This is a genomic window from Pseudomonas sp. RGB (assembly GCF_007713445.1).
Classification (GTDB): domain Bacteria; phylum Pseudomonadota; class Gammaproteobacteria; order Pseudomonadales; family Pseudomonadaceae; genus Aquipseudomonas.
The window spans coordinates 94,636-114,147 of record NZ_VMSH01000011.1 but is presented as its reverse complement, the minus strand read 5'-3'; the positions used below and the strand labels follow the sequence as shown (position 1 = coordinate 114,147).

Annotated in this window: 14 protein-coding genes and 1 pseudogene; 6 read left to right on the top strand and 9 right to left on the bottom strand. The window is 58.6% G+C overall.

Annotated features, from left to right (window positions below; translation table 11 throughout):
* Positions 1-83 precede the first annotated feature (83 nt).
* Entirely contained in the window at positions 84-4,778 is a 4,695-nt protein-coding gene (locus FPT15_RS21950) for a dermonecrotic toxin domain-containing protein (RefSeq protein WP_145164596.1), read from the bottom strand.
* A gap of 420 nt (positions 4,779-5,198) precedes the next feature.
* Here FPT15_RS21950 and FPT15_RS21945 point away from each other — a divergent pair, with 420 nt between their 5' ends.
* The 3 genes from FPT15_RS21945 (at position 5,199) to FPT15_RS21935 (ending at position 7,700) form a co-directional block, all read left to right on the top strand.
* On the top strand, positions 5,199-5,603 hold the full coding sequence (locus FPT15_RS21945; protein WP_010564800.1) for a TraR/DksA C4-type zinc finger protein: 405 nt from the start codon (positions 5,199-5,201) through the stop codon (positions 5,601-5,603).
* A gap of 95 nt (positions 5,604-5,698) precedes the next feature.
* A complete protein-coding gene (locus FPT15_RS21940) occupies positions 5,699-7,381 on the top strand; it encodes a methyl-accepting chemotaxis protein (protein WP_372241490.1) in 1,683 nt (560 codons plus the stop codon).
* 115 nt (positions 7,382-7,496) lie between these two features.
* Positions 7,497-7,700 carry a hypothetical protein gene (locus FPT15_RS21935; protein ID WP_145164592.1) on the top strand — a complete coding sequence of 68 codons (204 nt, stop codon included), beginning with the start codon at positions 7,497-7,499 and terminating at the stop codon, positions 7,698-7,700.
* A 7-nt stretch (positions 7,701-7,707) separates the two neighbouring features.
* Here FPT15_RS21935 and FPT15_RS21930 read toward each other — a convergent pair whose 3' ends face one another.
* The 3 genes from FPT15_RS21930 to FPT15_RS21920 form a co-directional block, all read right to left on the bottom strand.
* Positions 7,708-7,944, bottom strand: a complete 237-nt coding sequence (locus FPT15_RS21930; RefSeq protein WP_106580278.1) for a DUF2789 domain-containing protein — start codon at positions 7,942-7,944, stop codon at positions 7,708-7,710.
* A 71-nt stretch (positions 7,945-8,015) separates the two neighbouring features.
* On the bottom strand, positions 8,016-8,246 hold the full coding sequence (locus FPT15_RS21925; RefSeq protein ID WP_119741687.1) for a hypothetical protein: 231 nt from the start codon (positions 8,244-8,246) through the stop codon (positions 8,016-8,018).
* Positions 8,247-8,356: 110 nt separating this feature from the next.
* Positions 8,357-8,632 carry a hypothetical protein gene (locus tag FPT15_RS21920; protein WP_145164590.1) on the bottom strand — a complete coding sequence of 92 codons (276 nt, stop codon included), beginning with the start codon at positions 8,630-8,632 and terminating at the stop codon, positions 8,357-8,359.
* A gap of 387 nt (positions 8,633-9,019) precedes the next feature.
* Between FPT15_RS21920 and FPT15_RS21915 the strand changes: the two genes are divergently transcribed.
* Together FPT15_RS21915 and FPT15_RS21910 are read left to right on the top strand one after the other, a co-directional pair.
* Positions 9,020-9,490: a hypothetical protein gene (locus FPT15_RS21915; protein ID WP_145164588.1), complete on the top strand. Its 471-nt coding sequence runs from the start codon at positions 9,020-9,022 to the stop codon at positions 9,488-9,490.
* 133 nt (positions 9,491-9,623) lie between these two features.
* Complete coding sequence (locus tag FPT15_RS21910) at positions 9,624-10,640, top strand: ABC transporter substrate-binding protein (RefSeq protein WP_106580274.1); 1,017 nt, start codon at positions 9,624-9,626, stop codon at positions 10,638-10,640.
* A 151-nt stretch (positions 10,641-10,791) separates the two neighbouring features.
* On the opposite strand, the gene FPT15_RS21905 is transcribed toward FPT15_RS21910, so the two are convergent.
* Together FPT15_RS21905 and FPT15_RS21900 are read right to left on the bottom strand one after the other, a co-directional pair.
* Complete coding sequence (locus FPT15_RS21905) at positions 10,792-12,918, bottom strand: TonB-dependent siderophore receptor (protein ID WP_145164586.1); 2,127 nt, start codon at positions 12,916-12,918, stop codon at positions 10,792-10,794.
* Positions 12,919-13,013: 95 nt separating this feature from the next.
* Entirely contained in the window at positions 13,014-13,403 is a 390-nt protein-coding gene (locus FPT15_RS21900) for a DUF2946 domain-containing protein (protein WP_106580272.1), read from the bottom strand.
* 93 nt (positions 13,404-13,496) lie between these two features.
* Between FPT15_RS21900 and FPT15_RS21895 the strand changes: the two genes are divergently transcribed.
* Positions 13,497-13,934, top strand: a complete 438-nt coding sequence (locus tag FPT15_RS21895; protein ID WP_094953794.1) for a DUF3995 domain-containing protein — start codon at positions 13,497-13,499, stop codon at positions 13,932-13,934.
* On the opposite strand, the gene FPT15_RS21890 is transcribed toward FPT15_RS21895, so the two are convergent.
* From FPT15_RS21890 to FPT15_RS21880, 3 genes and pseudogenes are all read right to left on the bottom strand, one after another.
* Positions 13,931-14,314 carry a hypothetical protein gene (locus tag FPT15_RS21890; protein ID WP_106580270.1) on the bottom strand — a complete coding sequence of 128 codons (384 nt, stop codon included), beginning with the start codon at positions 14,312-14,314 and terminating at the stop codon, positions 13,931-13,933. The genes FPT15_RS21895 and FPT15_RS21890 overlap by 4 nt on opposite strands.
* Before the next feature lie 36 nt (positions 14,315-14,350).
* The gene (locus tag FPT15_RS21885; RefSeq protein WP_106580269.1) at positions 14,351-14,770 is read right to left on the bottom strand and encodes a hypothetical protein; all 420 of its coding nucleotides are present in this window, start codon (positions 14,768-14,770) and stop codon (positions 14,351-14,353) included.
* A pseudogene (locus FPT15_RS21880) lies at positions 14,767-19,333 on the bottom strand (RHS repeat-associated core domain-containing protein). The gene FPT15_RS21885 and the pseudogene FPT15_RS21880 overlap by 4 nt, the downstream one beginning before the upstream one ends.
* Positions 19,334-19,512 lie beyond the last annotated feature (179 nt).

The following is a 19,512-nucleotide window of genomic DNA, read 5'->3' as shown; positions in this document are numbered from 1 at the left end:
CGCGAAGAACCCGAGAGCGCTGCGCGGTGCCAGACTCCCCATGTCAGCGTTGACGATGCTGGCGAGCACGCTCGCTCCAGGGTTTACGGGGCCAAAGGCAGGAACCGGCGCTCTGCCAGTTCACGGCCGATTGTGCCATGGTGCACATCCATCACGCTTTGTGGGCCCCGGGCGTTGGCCAGGAGCGAGTAGTAACTGTCCTTACGTTGATTCTTTTTTTTCAGGTGGGCCACGGTGTAGTCGTGCTTGGGTGTGTCGGCTTTGGCGTAATGAAAATGTGCATACCACAGCGGATAGCCGCGTTTGTCGTTGACCGCGTACTCCTGGATGAAATCCTGCCGGACGCCTCGCATCTCAATGCGTGAGCCGAGCCTGGCCAGTTGCACGAGGTCCTGGTCCAGCAAGTACACCAGGTTAGCGTCGTTCGGCGGCAGTTCCAGTGAGTACTGGACGCGCAGTTCCTGGCCCTTGGTGGTCAAGGTTGTGACCGCCGCTCGCATCTCGTCCAGCAGGGTCTGGTCGGCAAGTACTCTTGAATCCTCTGGCTTGGCCTGGATGGATCGATAGAGTTCGTCGGCCAGCTCGGTGAATCGGCGAGCCTCCTTCTGCAGACTCTCCTGGATCTCGACAGGAAACTTGGAAACCTTTGCATAGCCGGCCTCACGCTTGAGGATCGGCGTGAGCTCTTGCAGGTATTTGCGCACCTCACCTTTGACCACACTCAGTGCCCGCGTGCCTGGCGGCAGCGGCGGGGCGCTGGGGCGTATCTCTATGATTTCGTCCCATTGGTGCTCGCGCTGTGAGTAAGTGCCCAACAGTTGGTCACCCTCTACGGAGCGCACTTCGACCCGATCGATTGGAAACGTTGCGTCGGCAGGCTTCAGGTCGCCGATCAACACGCCTTGCCTGCGGGTCTTGATCACCTTTTTTTGCGGGCCGCCGTCAGCAGGCCGAGGATGCTTGGGAGGGTGCTTGACCGCGTGGGGTTCAGGCTTGATCTCGGCGGCCAACTGCTGCATGGCATCCTGGTACAGCTCTGTCAGCAGTTTTTGTATGTGTTGGAAAGGCGTCATGTGCAAGTTGTCGGCATGAACCATGGCCATGCTTTGCAACGCGTCCAGCGCCTGGCCGTAGTGCCGGAAGAGACTGTCCAGTACGTTCAGGCGCTCATCCGGCGTCAGGCTAAGGGTGCTGAGTTCAGCATGGGTGCGCACTTGGGGGTGCAGCGGCTCAAGCACGGAATACAACTCGGTGTTGGCGCTATGGTCCCAGATTTTGACGCTCAGGTATTTAAGGGTATTGAGTTGCTGGTACTTGATCGCCAATGCGCCAAGTTCGGCAGGGCGGTTCATGGTCAGGCGGTTATAGCTTTCCAGGCCGGGCTGGCCCAGATTGAATAACTCCAGCAGGTAGTGATCCTTGAGTTCCAGGGCCTTTATCTGCCGCTCATTGATTTCACTCATCTCATTTAGAAATTGTAAGTGATGGGCAACGTTGGCGAGCATGACGGGTGTCCGTTCGATCCCCCCACCCATGAACTCCTGGTGCATGGCATAGAGCGCTTTGCGGTCCATGTCGGCGATCACGACTGACTTGCGTGCGTTATTGACGGTGTTTTCCAGCAGTGTGGCACTGACCTGGGCCGGGAAGGGGATGTGCAACGCTTCCCGCTCTTTGCGACTGTCGAGTATTTTGCGGTAGCCCTCACTCTGTTCGTATAAAGCCCTGTCGAAGGCCCTGCGGGTGCTGGCCTTTGCGGCGTCGGAGTACTTGGGGTTGGCGGCCGCCAGGGTCATGAGCATTTCTGCGTCGTCAGCTTTTTTTTGCTGGGCTTGTTGGTCGTTGGAAAATTGCTCGTATTGCGCGTTTAGCTGTATTTTGCGCTCGGCCTGGCGCTTTCGTTCGGCGGCAATGCGTTTGGCTGGCATCCCACCGCGCAGGCGCAGACGCAAGTCCAGCGACCAGTTGCCCAAGCCGTCGGTTTGCAGGAAAGGCCCCAGCCGGGTGGGGTCGATGGGGTCGACAATCACCACGCCCGCGTCGCGTTCAGGGCTCAGTTTGTACCACTGGGTATCCAGCAAGGCGTACCAGTCTCCCAGGTACGAATACAGTCCACTGCGTGCCCCGTCCAATTGGGGCTTGGGCAATGGCTCGGGCTTGGGTGCCTTGAACCCGGCCAGCCGTTCGCGTTGGCTGGGCGTGAGTCGGTGGTGGGCGTTGGAAAAGCTGAAATCGAACACCGTAGCGTCCCTCGCTAGCCCTTCGTTTTCCAGTACGGTAGGACCTTGATGTACCGCAGGGGCGGGGGGTGGTGGCCAGTGCTCGTTGCCCAGCCTGGTAATCGGTGAACGAAGGGCTTGTTGCCTGACATCGTTAGTCAGCGGTGTCGAGGGCGATGTCGTCGGCGGTAGCCATTGGTGCATCAGCATGCCGATGTTCAGCAACAGGTCGACCAGCGCCAATTCCCGGGTCACCGGATCATCGCTGCCAAGGGCTGGAATATCATGGCTGGCACTGCTCATCAGGCTGAGCAGCCAACCCGTGAGCATAAGAGGGCCTCGGGCCAGGGGCAGCAGCAGGGTGTTGAACAGCAGGCCGGCGCCTTCAAGCAGCACGCGCCAGCGGCTCTCGTGGTTGGAAACCGAGGCGCGATCAGCCTGATCGACCAGCGCCCGTGCGTTACTGCCATACAAGAACTGCATCAGCTGGCCGCTGGACAGAAACTGCCTCAGCTCGTCGTTGCTGCCGTCAGTCGCCAGGGTGGCGGGTTGCGGTACGTCAGGGACGCTGAACTCATCGCCCATGCCAAATCGCGGGTAATGAGGTTCCTGGAATCCACCGTTGGCGTAGACCGGCCTTGCGCCGTCGGACAACCAGGTCAGCACACTGGTCTGCAATTCACCAGGGTGGGCAATGGCCTGCAGCAAGTCCTCGCGGCTGGCGAACTCCCGGAGGGGATCGGCATACAAGGGCCGGTACAGCAGGTGTGGGCCGGCGAGGGCGCTCTCGGATTCGATGATGTACATATTGGTGACAACATCCGGTGTCGCTTGGGATTTGCGCACCAGGGCGAGGTGGCGAATGACGATGGCCTGGCCTTCGACCTGGCGTTGCTCAATGCGCTCGCCCATCAGTGCGGCGACGTAGCGAGCCCCGCGCAGGGTCATGCCGTGCTGGTTGTTCAGCGCCCATTCCAGGGCCAGCATTGGCAGCTGTGCGACGGTGTGTTGTGCGAAGCGCTCTGTGCGTTGCCGCGCCTGGTCACTGTCGCCGAGCAATTGGGTGTCGAGCAATTCGGGGTAGGCCTTGCCAATATCGACCTGCTCGATCAGGCCGCCGCGGCCTTTGATGTAGTCGGGCGTCAGCCAGGTTGGCAGGGGCAGCGAGCGGCGATGTCGTACGGTGAGTTGCCCATGGGGCTGGCCCTGCAGGTTGTTGATGGCCAGGTCAGTGAGGCTCATGTGCACGGGCTCGACGAAGCCGGAGCCTCCTGGGTATCCGACGGCCACGCTGAATGTCAATTGCAGGTCATCAGGGTGAAACTGTGTGGCCTTCGACTGTTCGGGCGTCACCTGGTCGAAGGTGATCTCATCGTGTTTCAGCTGTTGCAACAGGGCATTGGTTGCGAAGGTGTAGATGTCTGGAATATCGCTGAGAAAGGTGTGGCCGTTGCTGCGTTTCTTGGCGCTGGCCAAGGCCAGGCTATAGCGTCCATAGCGTAGCTGGTCAGCCGCGCTGGCACGTTGCAGCCAGGCCGGGGTTTGTTGGCGCAGTGTCGTCTGTAGCTTCGCGGCAGAGGTCGGCGCCTCAAGAAAAGAGTGGGCGGGCTTGCCGATCTCCAGGCACAGCGCGCGAAGTGTATCGAGTTCCAGGCGGGTGGGCAGGGTGAGGGCGCCCAGGTCTTCCAGTTGCTGATTGAGCATCAGTGCCGCCTGGATGTCGAAAACGTTGCCGTCGGGCTCCCATTGTTGGGTGGTGATGTGCTCGACCACGTAGGGCTGCGCAACCTGTCGGGCCCAGGCCTGGAGGCTGGCGTCCATGGACGAAAAACGTTCGCAGGCACCGGTGGTTTGGCAGAGCAGGACCCGGGTTGCCTGGGTCAACAACAGGTGCGGGCTGAGCAGGGGGAGTGTCTGTTGACCTTCCTTGAGCGTCGCCCGCGGGTAATAGGCGCGCACGGCGTTGGCCCCGAATCGACGGATACGTTCGTCGCGGTCGGGGTAGCTGATCAGTTGTTCAAGCATTTCACGCTCAGTGGCGTCCAACTCCGCCTGGCTGATGGCGGCGACCCTGAGGTTGTCGGCCAGCCAATCGCTGAGCCAGCGCCAGCGTGACAGGCCGTTGTCGGCCTCTTCGCGCCAATAAGTGGCCAGGGCGTTTTGCAGGGCTGTCGGCAGGGTCAAGGGCAATTGCTTGATTATGTTTTCGATGATGTTCATGTCGAGGGCGGAGGTCGCCGGGGCTGCAAGCTTGAGACGGCCAGGCGGAGCGTCGGTCAGGTAGCAGGACTCGCCGTGCCGGTCACTTAAGTCCAGCTCGGTGCCGGTGGCGAGAAACGCGAGCACGCGGGCCATGAGCGGATGCAGAGTCCAGCCTCCGGTGGGACTGGGTATGGCCAATTGTGTACGGGACAGATCAATGACCAAGGTTGGATAGCGTTGCCGGATCAGCTCTGTCAGCAGTTGCCGGGTAACAGTGTCCAGCGTCGGGCGTGAAGCAAATTGTGCGCTGACGGCTTGTGCGGGGAGCGCGCGATGGGCGGAGGGGATTGCGGGCATGAGAGGTCCTGTTCGGTAGGGAAACTTCGGAGCCTCTATCTATACCGGGGCGAATTTTCGACGGGAGGTATGTAACTGCCGCCACCGCGTGCTGGATTCTGTTGAATCGCCCTTGCGCATAGGCCTGGTGGCCTTATTCAACCGTTTGTCTTCTATATAGCTCCACAACACTGAATTTCTTGCTATAAACGCACTCCGATGACCATTCGCCAAGCCCGTCCTGGTGCCTTTGGGGGTTAATTGGGAAAAAATGCCTGTCTTTTCAGTTGCTGAGCCCTCAAGTCGGCCTTAGACTGCCGCCCCTCGTAAATTGAGTGCCGGGTGGCGCTTGAAATGGACGGCGCCTTTCCGAGGCCTGCAGAGGTCTGCCGGAACGCTCCCTTATTCGCCTTAATGCACGTATTTTTTATAGAGAAATCAATGACAAAGGAAAAGTTGCTGGCCATGCCGGCGGATGACTACATGAATGCCGAACAGCACGCTTTTTTCGAGCAGCTGCTGCAAGACATGAAAGTGGAACACCACGAGCGCATTGAACAGAACCGTATCGCCATCGAAAGCCTGGACACCCCGGCTGACCCGGCTGACGCGGCGTCCGTTGAAGAAGAGCGCACCTGGCTGGTCAATGCCATCGATCGCGACCAGCGCATGCTGCCGCAGCTTGAGCGTGCACTGGAACGCATCAAGGAAGATTCCTTTGGCTGGTGCGACGACAGCGGCGAGCCTATCGGCCTCAAGCGCCTGCTGATCAGCCCGACCACCAAGTACTGCATCGAAGCGCAAGAGCGCCACGAGCAGATCGACAAGCACCAGCGTCAAGCCTGATGTGCTGAAGTTGGGCGCTGCTGATGCGGCGCTCAAGAGAAATACCGGTTACGCCCCTGTCTATTGATCTGCTGCAAGCCTCCCACTAACGGCCCATGGATAATGGCCCGATAGTGGCGTTTAATGCAGAAACAATAACGACAAGCAGTGGGGTAACGACGATGGCTGGAGACGGATCTCTGATGGGCGCAGCAGTGCCCGTGCACGCGCGGGTGCGCGCGCTGCCCGGCTGGCTGACGCCGCTCTTGCAGAGCACCGCCCTGGTGCTGGTTCTGCTGGGCCTGGCGTTTGCTGGCTTGCCGCTGTACCTGTGCCTGCCGCTGGCCTTGCTGGTGATATGGCTGCCCACCCTTAAAAGTCGAACGCACCGCGTGGCGCCTGTCCCCGTCGCCGATACGATGGGCGAGCTGACTCGCGATCTTTCCTACACCACCAGCCATAACGCGCTGTCCGCTGCCGGCGTGGCCTATTCGGTCAAGCAATTGGCGGCCCGGTTGCAATCGCAATTAAGCGCAGCCAGGCAAATCGTCAGCAGCGCCGAAGTCATGATCGGCACTGAGCAGGTGACCTCCCAACTCAGCCGTCAAGCCTTGGGCGCGGCCAGCCAGGCGCATCAGCACAGTACGCAGGGCCGTGAAGTGCTGGTCGAGTCAATCACCCGCATGCGCCAGCTCAGCCAGCGTGCCGACGCCAGTCGCGAGTTGATTGAAGCCTTGAGCCTGCGCAGTGAAGAAATCCAGCGCGTCACGCTGGTGATCCAATCGATCGCCAGCCAGACCAACCTGCTTGCTTTGAACGCGGCCATTGAAGCGGCGCGGGCCGGTGAGCACGGGCGCGGGTTTGCCGTGGTTGCCGATGAAGTGCGCGGCCTGGCCGGGCGTACTGCCACGGCGACCGATGAGGTTGGGGTGATGGTCGCCGATATCCAGCAACGCACGGCGCAGGTGGTGGAGCAGATTCGCCAGTTGTCGGCGGACCTGCACACGGGCGTTGAACAGGTGGAGCACGCCGGCGAACAACTGGAGAGCATCGCCAGCCTGGCGGCGGATGTGGAAGGGCAGGTGAATGAAATTGCGCAGGGCACCGATACCAACCGCGCGCAACTCGACAGCCTGTTCCATGCGGTGGAGCAGATGCGCAGCGATCTGACCGTGAGCGACCAGCAAACCCGCCAACTGGCCGACGCCGCCGTGCAAATGGAAGGGCAAGCCGAAACCATCAGCGAGCGCTTGGCCGAAGTCGGCCTGGATGACTATCACCAGCGCATCTATGATTTGGCCCGCGAGGGCGCACATCGCATCGCCGAGCAGTTCGAGGCCGATGTATTGCAAAACCGCATCAGCCTGCAGGACTTGTTCGACCGCAGTTACACGCCGATCCCGAATACCAGCCCGAGCAAATACCACACGCGTTTTGACCGTTACACCGATGAGGTTTTGCCGGCGATCCAGGAAGCGCTGCTGCCGCGCCATGAGGGATTGGTATTCGCCATTGCCTGCACGCCTCAGGGTTATGTACCGACACACAACAAGGCTTTTTCCCAGGCGCTCACTGGCGACGGGCAAGTCGATGCGGTGCAGAACCGCACCAAGCGCAAGTTCGAAGACCGTACCGGCATCCGCTGTGGCAGCCATCAACAGGCAGTGCTGTTGCAGACCTATACGCGCGATACCGGCGAGTTGATGCACGACTTGTCGGTGCCGATCATGGTCAACGGGCGGCATTGGGGCGGCTTGCGTCTGGGCTATAAACCGCAGGCGGCGAAGCCGGCACGCTAGCGATTGTTGCTGTTTATGCAAGGGAGCTATTCCGGAGATAGCTTTTTCCAACGGGAGGAAAACCGTAGCATGGCCGACATTGTTAGGTAGCTAACTAATGTGGCGGAGAAGCTCCATGCAAAACAAAGTCGATGTCGCCGTGATGATCGGCAGTGGTGTTCCCGAGACGCTGCGCGCGCTGGGTCAGAAAGCCTGCTGGGTCGTGCTGCTCAATGGCGAGCAACGTGGCACAGCGTTCGCCAGTCGCGACGAAGCCGAGGAGTGCAGGGCTGCCTGGGAGGCGCTATTGCGCCTGGAGCAATCCGACAGCCTGCATTGAGGGTAGCTTAGTGAGGTTGATGCAGGCGCTGGTTCAGTTCGTCCACGGGGATAGCCCATTCGGCGTCCTCACGCAGTTCTTCTTTCAGGAACGCCGCTTGTTGCGGCGTCCAGAAAGGCGCATCGATAAGCTTCACGTCTTCAGCCAGCGGGTGCGCATCGATGAATGCGTCGATTGCCTCCGGGGTTGAATCCAGGCCCAATTGTTCAAACAGTGTTTCGAGAGTGGGGATTGGCGCGTCCATAGTGTTCTCCATGCAAGGTGATGGTCGTTGTGCATGTGAGGCGCAGGAGGCGGCAGAGTTCTATCGGATTGTCAGGAATTGAGTGCACCTGAATCCACGGCGGACTTAAGTGCCTTGGCAGCATCTTTTGCCGCTGTTGCAGCGGCGTCGACAGTTTTGAACCAACGATCTTTTTCTACCTGGTGTGTTGTGACCGTGGTCAGCGGTGGTTTGGCCCGCATGATGATCACCGCTTGAAACTCACCGTCAACTTCCCTCGCATCGCCATGGATGAAAAATTCGCCAATATCAAATTCCGTCACGTATAGCCTTCCCTTCAAGGTAACTGCACTGATAAAACCTGACCCGATAGGGGCAAACTTCAATGGACGGGCCAGTATGGCAGTTGTTGAGGGGCGGCGGCGCAGTAAACTCATCCAGATGACGAAACGATGCCTGGGTGAAAGGTCAGCGGGTTGGCTTCAAGCTTTTTAGCCAATTCGCAGGCCCGGATGTGGTTGCTGCGAAAGCCTCTGATCCTGCCGCTGGTCACTTCCAGGATATGAAAGAAATTGCGGCCCGCTGGTACAACTTGGTAAAGAACGGAATTGGAGTACCCGTCGGGGCTGTCCAGGCAGTAGTATTGACGCTCGTCTGGACATGATGAACGAGTGCGGGAAGACGTAGCATTGAGTTGACGTGTTTGCATGGCCGGCTCCTGTCGGTCGATCTTGTTGACTTGCCCGCAGCGTTTTCAGGTGGTTTTGACCCGCGTTGCTGTTTTAGTATTGTCGTCCACAGCGTTGGCCTGGTTCCATGGCCAGGTATTTTGTGATGTGTATGCTGTCGGAAACTGCGTTTTTAATTGGGTTATTCTCTGAAGCTGACGGGCCTGTATTCTCAGGTCCTTGAACCTGTGATTTCCTGTGGCGCCTGATGACTTGCACAAGGTCCATCGCGCATCTGTGTACTAGTCTTACAGCGCAGCAGCGGGTTCTCTTCAGTTTTTTAATGAATGTGTGATCGAGCCGTTACGGCCGTTTTTTTGTGCTGTCCGCTGCGGCGGTCGGTGCTTTTTCGATGTGGGGGCGTTTCCTTGGCAGTCAGTAATCTGGATATGCACGCGTTATTCGTGCTGGGTGATTTGCGCGCAAAGTTGGTCAAGCAGTTTCAATCCCGTTTTGTTTACATCACCGAACAGACGCCGGAAGGCATCTACATTGCCGAAATCGACACCGAAGCGGCGATGGTGGTGGATGACAAACCGCGCCTGGAGCTCAAGGTCGGCGACCATTTTCGCGCGGCGGTGCTGCCGAGCCGTGAAGGCGGCAAATTCGAATTGAAGTTCCGCGATATCAAGTTGACGGTGTATGGCTTGGGCGATTACGCCTTTGTTTCTTCGCCCGAAGGCCAGGGCATCGTATTCAAGGAAGGCCACAGCGTAATGCTGGTGTTTGCCGCTCACGAACAGCTGCAGGAAAACCTCACCAAAACGCTCAAAGCCGTAACCGGCAAGGCCGCCAAGTGGCGCAAGGGTGAACTGGTGACCTTCAAGGCCAGTGAATAGTCGTTAAACCTCGCGTGTATTTCTGCTCTCCCGGAACCTCTACTACAGTTGAGTTGACTTAACTAATCAGAGGCTTCGCGCATTGGCAGCAAAGCCGTCCGCTATGGCTGCGAAAACGCGAGGTGCACAAGGCATGAAAGGATTGAGAACCCTGTTGGCAGCGTCCCTGACGGCTTTGAGCCTGTCGGTGGCTTCACTGCCGGTATCGGCCGCCCAGGCTCCGGTGCATTTTGCCGACCTGAACTGGGAAAGTGGCAGCCTGATCACCGAGGTGCTGCGCTTTATCGTTGAGAAGGGCTACGACCTGCCCACCGATACCTTGCCCGGCACGACCATCACCCTGGAAACCGCGTTGGCGAAAAACGACATCCAGGTGATTGGCGAGGAATGGGCCGGCCGCAGCCCGGTGTGGATCAAGGCTGAGGCCGAAGGCAAAGTGGTAGGCCTGGGCGATACGGTCAAGGGCGCCACTGAAGGCTGGTGGGTGCCGGAGTATGTGGTCAAGGGCGACCCTGCCAAGGGCCTCAAGCCTCTGGCGCCGGACCTCAAAAGCGTCACAGACCTGGCGCGTTACAAGGATGTGTTCAAAGACCCGGAATCGCCAGGCAAGGGGCGCTTTCTCAACAGCCCCATCGGCTGGACCTCAGAAGTGGTCAACAAACAAAAGCTCAAGGCCTACGGCCTCGACGACAGCTATGTAAACTTCCGCAGTGGTTCGGGCGCGGCCCTGGATGCGGAAATCGCCTCATCAATCCGTCGTGGCAAACCGGTGTTGTTCTACTACTGGTCGCCGACGCCGTTGATGGGGCGTTACAAGCTGATCCAGCTGGAAGAGCCACCGTTTGACGCCGATGCGTGGAAGACACTGACCGATGCGGATAACCCCAACCCGAGGCCGACCCGCTCGTTGGCGTCCAAGTTGAGCATTGGTGTATCGACGCCGTTCCAACAGGCAAACCCGCAGATTGCCGAATTTTTTACCAAGGTTCAGTTTCCCATCGAGCCGCTGAACAAGGCCTTGGCGACCATGAGCGAGAACCACACGGCGCCACGCGAAGTGGCCCAGGCGTTTCTCAAGGAGCATCCTGAGGTGTGGAAGGCGTGGTTGACTGAGGATGTGGCGCAGAAAGTTGAGGCAAGTCTGAAGTAAGCCGACGATCTTTCTATTCGATGCAGATTCAAATGTGGGCTTGTGTGGGAGCCGGGCTTGCCCGCGATGCAGGCACCTCGGTTTATCAGGTAGACCGAGGTGATGCTATCGCAGGCAAGCCAGCTCGCACATTTTTGATTGTATTTCAGGCTTAGAACTTGGTTTGAATGGCCACTTCAAATGTGCGTGGCGACCCCAAATAGTAAGCCGGCGACACGTGCGCAAACTCCGCATACACCTCATTCGTCAGATTGCGCACCCGGCCGGTTAATGAGGTGTGTGAGTCCACCTTGTAGCGCAGGAACGTCCCGAACAGCGTGTAGGCCGGCACCGTCAGGGTATTGGCATTGTCCGCATACACCTGCGCGACATACCGCGCATCCACGCCACCTTGCCAATCTTGCGTAAAGTCATAAGTCAGCCACACGTTGCCCACGCGCTTGGGTACGTTGGTAGGCGTGTTGCCCTTGCGTGAGACCACCGCGCCGCTGGCGATTTTTTCGTTGAAATCATCGTATTCGGCATCCACCCAGGCGAAATTGCCCTCGGCCAGCAGCTTTGGCGTGATGCGCAATGAGCTGGCCAACTCAATGCCCTTGGAGGACTGCGCGCCCACCGGGATGCTGTTGTTCGGGTCCAGCGGGTCGGTGACGGCGAAATCCTTGCGTTCGATCTTGTAGGCCGCGACGGTGGCCGAGCCGCGACCGTCGAGGTAATCGAACTTGCTGCCCACTTCCCACTGTTTGCCGGTCGACACGTCGAACACTTGGGTGGTGGTCGACGGCTGCTCGGCCGCGGTGCTGTATTGCACATACACATTGGCCGACGGGATGAACTGGTAAGTCAGGCCCACGCGACCGGTCACCGGCTCCCAGCTGCGCTTGAAGTGACGTGGGTTGGTGGCTGTCACCGTTCTGTGGTTGGTAACGTCCAGGTCGATAGCGTCGTAGCGCAGGCCGGTCAGCAGCGAGAGTTTGTCGGTGAGGCCCAGACGGTTTTCGGCGAACAGTGCCTGGGTGGTGACCGCATTGGTTTTGTCCTTGACGAAGCCCGGCCGGGTGCCCGGTATGTCGTAGAAGTGCCCTGGGTTGTAGTGGTTCGGGTCCACGCTACTGTTACCCGGCACGTTCAGTGGGTTGTTGGTGGTGCTGTTGACCTTGTACTCGAAGCCGCCGGACCAGGTGGTCGACAAGCCGAAGAACGTATCGTCGTGGCGCAGTTCGAACTGGTTGCCGTTCTGTTCGCCCTGATGACGCACCTGGTAGGCCGTTGAACGGTTCACCGCGCTGTTGTCGGCGTTGTATTGGTAGGTCTCCAGGTTGCGGTAGTCGCGCTGGCTGTCCAAGTGATAGAGCGTGTTCTTAAGCGTGGTGCTGTCGTTGATCCGATAATCAATGATCGAACGCGCCCAGATCGTGCGCTGCTCGTAACGACCATCGGCAACGTTGTAGTTGTTGAACCGGTTGTGCCGGTCGATTTTCAACTCACCCGTCTTGGGGTTGAGCACCGGCGTGCCCCAGTACGGGCTGTCTTCATGTTCATCCTGATATTCCAGCGCCAAGGTATGGGACAGGTTGGGCGTCAGGTCGCTGAGCAGGGAAAACGCCACACTCCAGGCATCCCGCTGGTCGCGGTCGATATAGCTGTGGTTGGTGTTGCGGCTCACATCCAGTCGAGCGTAATGCTGCACCTCGGCGCCCGGTTCGGTCAGTGCGTGGTTGAGGCCAAAGGCCATGCCGGCGGTGTCGTAGCTGCCGTAGGTGAGTTGGCCTTCGGCCGCCTGTTCCTCGCGGGTTGCCAGCTTGGTCACGTAGTTCAGCGAGCCGCCCACGGAGCCGGCACCGTTGATCAAGGAGGAGGGGCCGCCGACCAGTTCGACGCGGTCATAGATCCACGCATCCACCGGCCGAGCCAAGCCGGTGGCGACGTTGATGCCATTGAACATCTGAGTGATTTGGCTGCTGGTAAACCCACGGTAAGACACAAACCCGCCAAACCCCGGCGGCGCACTGGCGTTAACGCCGGGCAAGGTGTTGGCCGCATCGCGGAAGGTCTTGGCGCCATGGCGCTCAATATCGTTGCGCGTGGCGATGGCCACTGACGCCGGGGTTTCCCGCACGCTCAAGCCCAGCCGCGACGCCATGCCGCTGGATTGGTCGAGCGCCAGGCCGGGCTCGGCGGCTTGCTCACCATCAATAGTGGTGGGGGCCAACTCAAGCGCCCAGCCACAGACAGGCAGGCAGCCGAACAGGCCCGCCAACAGGGGTAAATATTTCATGGTTGAATCCTGAAAAACTTGGCTTGAAAACAACGCACAGCCGTACGTACTCCCCGAGGGGAACGGTGGCCAGTGCAAATCAGAAAGCGAAGGGATCAGGCGAGAGCGGGAGGCGCGCGCGGGTTGGCCGCAGGCCAGGTGAAACGGGCAGGGATGTCAGCGGCAAGCACCACCGCCGGTGGTGGCGCATGGGGCTGTGGCAACACCGCCACATTCAGGCTGGAACTCAGTGCCGGGCCCATACCGCCGGTCGAACACAACGGGCAACCGAACGCCTTGGACAACGTCGGCAGATTCTCATCCGTGGAGTTGGTTTGCGCGGGTGCCTGGGTACGCGGGTCCACCGTGCAGAACTGGCCGCCGATGCCGTTAAGCTGCATCCCCAGCATCTGCCCATGCCCAATACTGCACGCGAACACATTGAACAGGACGCAGCAGTAAAGCATCCAGGCAATGAGCGAGCGGTCGGCACGGGCGATTTTCATGGGGCGGCACTTTACCATCAGCCGCCGACGAAATGCCTACAAAAAATCTCAGGGCGACTATCATCATTCGCACATTTTCAGGGAGCGCCCGCCATGAGCTTTGTCATCGCGCGATGGATCGTCGGGGTTTTTACCTGCATCAGCATGGTGCATTTGTACTGGGCCGCCGGCGGCAAACTCGGCAGCCTCGCCGCCATCCCCCAACTGCCCGGCGAATTCGCCCACGGGCCGCGACCAGCGTTCAAACCCTCGGCACTCGGCACCTTCCTCGTCGCGATGGGCTTGGTGGCGATTGCATTGCTCGTCTGCCTGCGGGCCGGGCTGTATTTTTCGCCAGTGTCCCATGGGGCGCTGCAGTGGGGGATCAGCGCGATAGCCGTGGTGATGTTTGCCAGGGCGATTGGCGATTCGGAGTTGGTGGGGTTTTTCAAGAAGGTCGGTGGGTCGAGGTTTGCCAGGTTGGATACGTATTTTTATTCGCCGTTGTGTTTGGTGTTGGGGGTGGGGTTGTTGGTGGTGGCGTGGGGTTAAACGTTTGTTGGGTAGAGCTGAATTCTAGCTGCTCTAATCTCAACGAATCCAGGTGCCTGAGGTATAGGCCCATCAAGCTCGATGAGGATTGTTGAATCGCCGAGTCTTAATGCGGTGCATTCTTCATTTTCGCTATGGAATAGCTCAGCGGTTATATAAGTGATGTCGCCTATCGCAATGATTTTTGGCGTTTTCTCAGAGGAGGGCGTCATATTTTTTCCCCAAGAAAAAACCTCATCCAAATCGAACTCAACATCAACGATGTCACCGGATTTTGGCACAGCGTCGTTCCATAGGGCGGTGCCACTTCCGACGGGTGAGTGGAATCTCATAATTAAAGTATTTTTTCCTTCGAATACGTCAGCTATTCTTATCCTCATGTCAACTGCTCATAGTCGAATGTTGATTGGCTGATTTCACTTTGCGAGAAGTTTTGCGAAGTCAATATAGCCTTCGAACGATAGGCATGCGATCCAGGTCATGGGCTCTGGCACTATATAAGTATGCTGAGGCAATTCGGAGAAAACCTTGAGCACCTCGCCCAGACTTTCACGCCCTACTGAGTAAGCTACCGAACAGGAATCACCTACGAAATACATTTTCTCCGTATTTGTCTTGTTGATTTCTTGGGTCAGTAATAGTAGTGGGTTGATCGAGGTGCTTGAGTCAAAATTTATGCTGTTCTGTAGTTTTGACCACGCAATTTGGCTTCCGGAAAAAGGGATATTCCCATTAATGCTGTCAACAAGTTTTTCGTGCTCTAGCTCGGGCAAAATGCTAAATGTTATTTTTAGACCCTCAAGGTCTCCAATTACCTCTTCGTCTAGGTAGTTCATTTTTTTACGAACCTTTTTGTCAGTTGAAGTACCATTTTGGGACTTCCATTAAAAAGATAATGAGGTCCTTTTTGCTTTCCAGACCAAACGTTTATGTGAGCACCGCTTCTGTCGTCGTATTCAACGCGGTAGTCAGTTTTACCGTCAGCCGTTTGCATCCCGATTGGTTCTCCTTTGCGTGGGCCGAATTTTCCTAGGGTTGGTTTTTCTGCGCGAAAATCATTTTCGAGCAGCCAGTTCAAGGCTTTATTTGACGCCTGCTCATACGTAGATGACTGCGCAGAATCGCTCGTTCCCGGAGGTCTTTGCTCTGGATTTTTCGGTGACTTTTTTTCTAACTGTCCAGGGCAGCCACCAGCGATGCAAGACAATCCTAACGGATCAACCCACCCCGTAGGATTAGGCACGTACTGGTACGCATTGACCCCACCCGCCAGCTTCACCGGGTCGGGTGTCAGGTAGCGACCAATATCTGGATTGTAGTAGCGATGGCGGTTGTAGTGCAGCCCGCTTTCCGGGTCGAAGTATTGGCCTTGGAAGCGCAGTGGGTTGTCGATTTTGTTGATGTCGAGGCGGCTGATCTGGCCGTAGGCGCGGTAGTGCGCGGACCAGACGATTTCGCCGTCGGGCGCTGTGAGTTCTTGCGGTGTGCCTAGGTGGTCGAGTTGATAGTGGAAGGGCTTTGTGTCTTTCGGGCCAAAACCTTCCAGCAGGGCGAGCGGCCGAAAGCTGTCCGGTTTATAGATGTAACTGCGATGCCGATCCGCGTGATGCTCCGCAATCAGCTTGTCGCCTTGCCAGAAGAACTCTGTGGTTATCCCATCAACGGTTTTGCTGATCCGCCGACCGAATGGGTCATAGCGATAACTAGCGGTTTGCCCGTTCGGTTGGGTGATGCCGATCAACCGATGCTGACAGTCGTAGCGATACTCGGTGACGAGTTGGTGCCCTTTACCGCGTCTTTGGCGGATCAGGTTGCCAAACGCGTCATAGTCATAATGATGATCGCCCTGAATCACCAACCGATTCCCCGCCACGATGTCCGGGCCGGGGCGGTCCTGCATCAGCAGGTTGCCAGCCGGGTCGTGGCCGAAACGCTCTTGCTGGTCTTGCGAGTGATCCGCGCGGGTGAGCCGGGCGAGGGGGTCGTAGTGGTAGTGGTGTTCGCCTTTGCGGGTGTCGAGCAGGCGGGTGAGGTTGCCGGTTTTGTCGTAGTCGTAGTGGCGGCGGTAGTGCTTGTGTTCTTCCTGGGTCACCGCGTGGGCGTGCAGGCGGTTTTGGTCGTCGTAGTGGTAGTGGCTGAGGAGTTCGCCTTGCTGGCGCTGGCGTTCGCGGCCGGTGTTGAACAGGTGGGATGTTAGGGTTTTGCCATTCAGTTCGACGGTGGCGAGGTGGCCGCCTTTGTCGTGGTTGAAGGTGAGGCGGTTGTTGTCCGGCAGGCGCAGGTTTTTTTAGTTGGCCGCAGGCGTCGTAGCCGTAGCGTAAGGTGCCCCAGCCTTGGTGGTCGGCGGTGAGGCGGTTTTGGCTGTCGTATTCGTAGGCTAACGCCCAGTGGCCGTCGTCGACGCTGAGGAGGTTGCCTTGGCGGTCGTAGGCGTATTCAACCACTCCACCGTCTGGAAGGGTTTTTCGTACGAGCCGCCCGGAAGGGTCTCGCTCGTAGCGAGTGACTAGCTGACTGCCATCGTCGCCGTGTTCGGTTTTTTCCAGCAGGTTGCCGTTGAGGTCATACACGTAGGCCGTACGCTGGCCGTCAAAACCGATTTCCTGCTGGATCAGGCCGTTGGGGTGGTAATCAAGCCGGTAGGTCTCGCCGACTTCGTTTTCGATCTCGGTCAGCAATAACCGCACGTTGTCGTAGCGGTATTTAACCTGGGTGCCATCTGCATTGAGACGGCGACTGATCAGGTGCAAACCGTCGGCGTATTCGTAACGGGTGACGTGACCCAATTCGTCACGTTCGGAGGTGATTTTTCCGTACGGGTTGTAGCTGTATTCCCGCGTTGCGCCGCCAGGAAGTACGACAAGAATCAACCGGCCGACGCTGTCCCACTGATACTGGGTCAGCGCCCCATGCTCATCCTCACGCGCAACCTGTCGCCCAACATCGTCATAGCGATACCGCTTAACCCCGCCATTCGGCAGTTGCTCTTCAACAAGCTGTCCACGCTCATTCCAGACCAGCCGATGACAACCGTTATCCGGATACCAAACCCCAATCAGTTGCCCGTGTTTGTTGTAGGTGTAATCCGTAACGTTGCCGTCAGGATCTGTCTGACGCGTAACGTCGCCCTGTTCATTGCGCTCATACTTCCAAACCGCTTCACCGCGCCGCACAACCCGTACGAACCCGTTATCGTGCTCGTAGGACGTCGGCTCATCCTCCCCCGGAAACAACGCCACCAAACGCCCAGCGTCGTCGTACTGATACGCCGTCACCGCGCCCAGCGGATCCTGCTCAACCGTCAGCCGGCCCTTGTCGTCGTAGGATTTGAAGTGCTCAGCGCCATCCGGATCAACCCGCTGCACCAGCCGCGCGCGCTGGTCATGGACATACACTTCCTGACTGCCATCAGCGTTATGAACCGTGACCCTGCCGCCGTCCTCCCACGCATACCGCGTATCCATCTGCGAAAAACTGGCCCAGTGCCGAACACAGCGCGCCGCCTTGCCAGCCCGTTCCCATTCCCAAAAGAAACTCGCCCCACCGGCCAACTGCCGCTCAAGAATGACGTGCTGATCGTCGTACCGATAAACCTCGCTTTCGCCTACTGCATTGGTCGCCGAAACCAGTCGGCCAGCATCGTCATAGGCGTAGGAAACGACGTTCTGTTCCGTCACCCAGACGTAGGGTTCACGCCCTTTAGCGCGATGGACCTGATAGTCCACGGCAACAATGCGGCCCAGTTCGTAGCGTAAAAACAACGACCGGCCGACACCGTTATCCAGCCGCTCAATCCGCCCCAAATGATCACGAGAAATCCGCAGCCGGTTGTCATACGCATCGCTGATTGCCGTCAGCTGACCGTCGTGAAAGTGATAAAACCGTGATGCCTGGGCCAGCACCAACTCATCGGGCAGGGCACCCAAATAGATCGCCGCTTCGGCCAGGCTGTTGGTGATCGCCGGTCGGGCAGCGGTAGGCAAGGGCAGGGCAGTCGATCGATTCTCATGATCCGTCCAAACCACCGAGTCACCCGTCACCACTAGCCTTTGTGCCAGCGCATGACTCCAGCCAAACCCCAACCCGCAATCCACTTCCACCGCACTGGTGCGGTACAACCGCGTCCACTCAAACGGCAAAATTCCGTCCAGCGCGCCATCAGTGAGGGTCAGCAATTCTTCGCCGGTGACCATCGACACCGGGCAGCCATTGGTGACGGTTTTGTCCGCAGGCGCCGCCGCATCGCCCTGCGGGTTCTTCGCAGAGGCCGGCACATCATCCACATGCTCTTTCTGCTTCAGCACCGCGTTCTGCCGCGCGCGCCAGCGCATCTGCATCGTGCCTTGCTTCAGCCCACCGACTACGCCGCGTACCGCCACCGCCTTGTAGCGATCCACCGCCTGCATGAACTTGCTCAGAATCCCGAGCAGGCCACGCACAAAGCCCACAGCCGCATCCAGTATCTGTGCGCCATACTTGACCAACCGCAAGCTCAGATACGCCACACCCGCCGCTGGCAGCGCGATCATCAAAACTGCGCCAATCACCAGGTCGATCAGCAGCGACACCACAAACCCCGCCGCCGCCTCGGCCATCTCGCCCGGTGGCAACGCGTCCAGCCACAGCATCGCCGTGCGCACCATCAGGTACAGCGCCGCCTCATCACTGGCCAGCAACATGGCCTTTTCCATGACCTGCGGCGCATCGCTGGCCAACTGCGCCAACTTGGCGGCCTCGGCACCCAGCTGCTCGCCGAACTTCATGGGGTCTGCAAGAATCGCCTGCACCAGCTTGATGCTGTCCCACACGTCCCGGATCGCCGCCCAACTGCCCGCCAGAACGCCGCTGCCAATCGCGCTGGCTGTCGATTGTTGCCAAGACGGTTTGAAGCCGTTCCATTGCTCGCGCAGCCATTGCTCCAGATCCGCCGTCAGCCCGGCGTAGGAGGCAAACAACGCGTCTACCTGCTGCGTGGAGACACCGCCCTGTACCCGCACCTGATAGCGCCCGCCGGCCACGCAGGTGTGGGAGCCTTTGCCATGTTCATCCAGCATGACCCGCGTGGAACTGCCGTCCTCCAGGCGGATAACCTCAACCGGGATTTTGCCGATCGGCACGTCGTACATCGATTCGAACTTGCTCTCGATCTTCAGCTCGCCACCCGCCGAGCAGCGCGCAACGGTGGAAAAATCCGCATCGGAAATGCTGAAGGAACGTTGCGAGTCCCCCACCCGCAATACCCTGTCCATCCCCAGCAACGACGGCATGTCCGCTGCATGGCTGACCGAATCCAGCGCCCGCGCATACCAGGCGCTCATCTGCTGGCGATACTCCGCCAGGCTCTGATGGAAGCCATTGAGCTCATGTTCGATAAAGGCAATGTGGGCGGCGTGGGTCATCCGTGACGTCTCGGCAAAAGGGCAAGGCGTCGGAGCATGCCGCAGGAAAAAGCGCCTGGATGAACGGCTGGAAAAATCAGAAAGGGACGACTTTAAGCGGGTAAAAACCGCCAGGAACTAGCCTGAAGGCCTACACAAAAAAGCGATCAAGCTCATTGCGTAAAACCTCAGCAAATAAA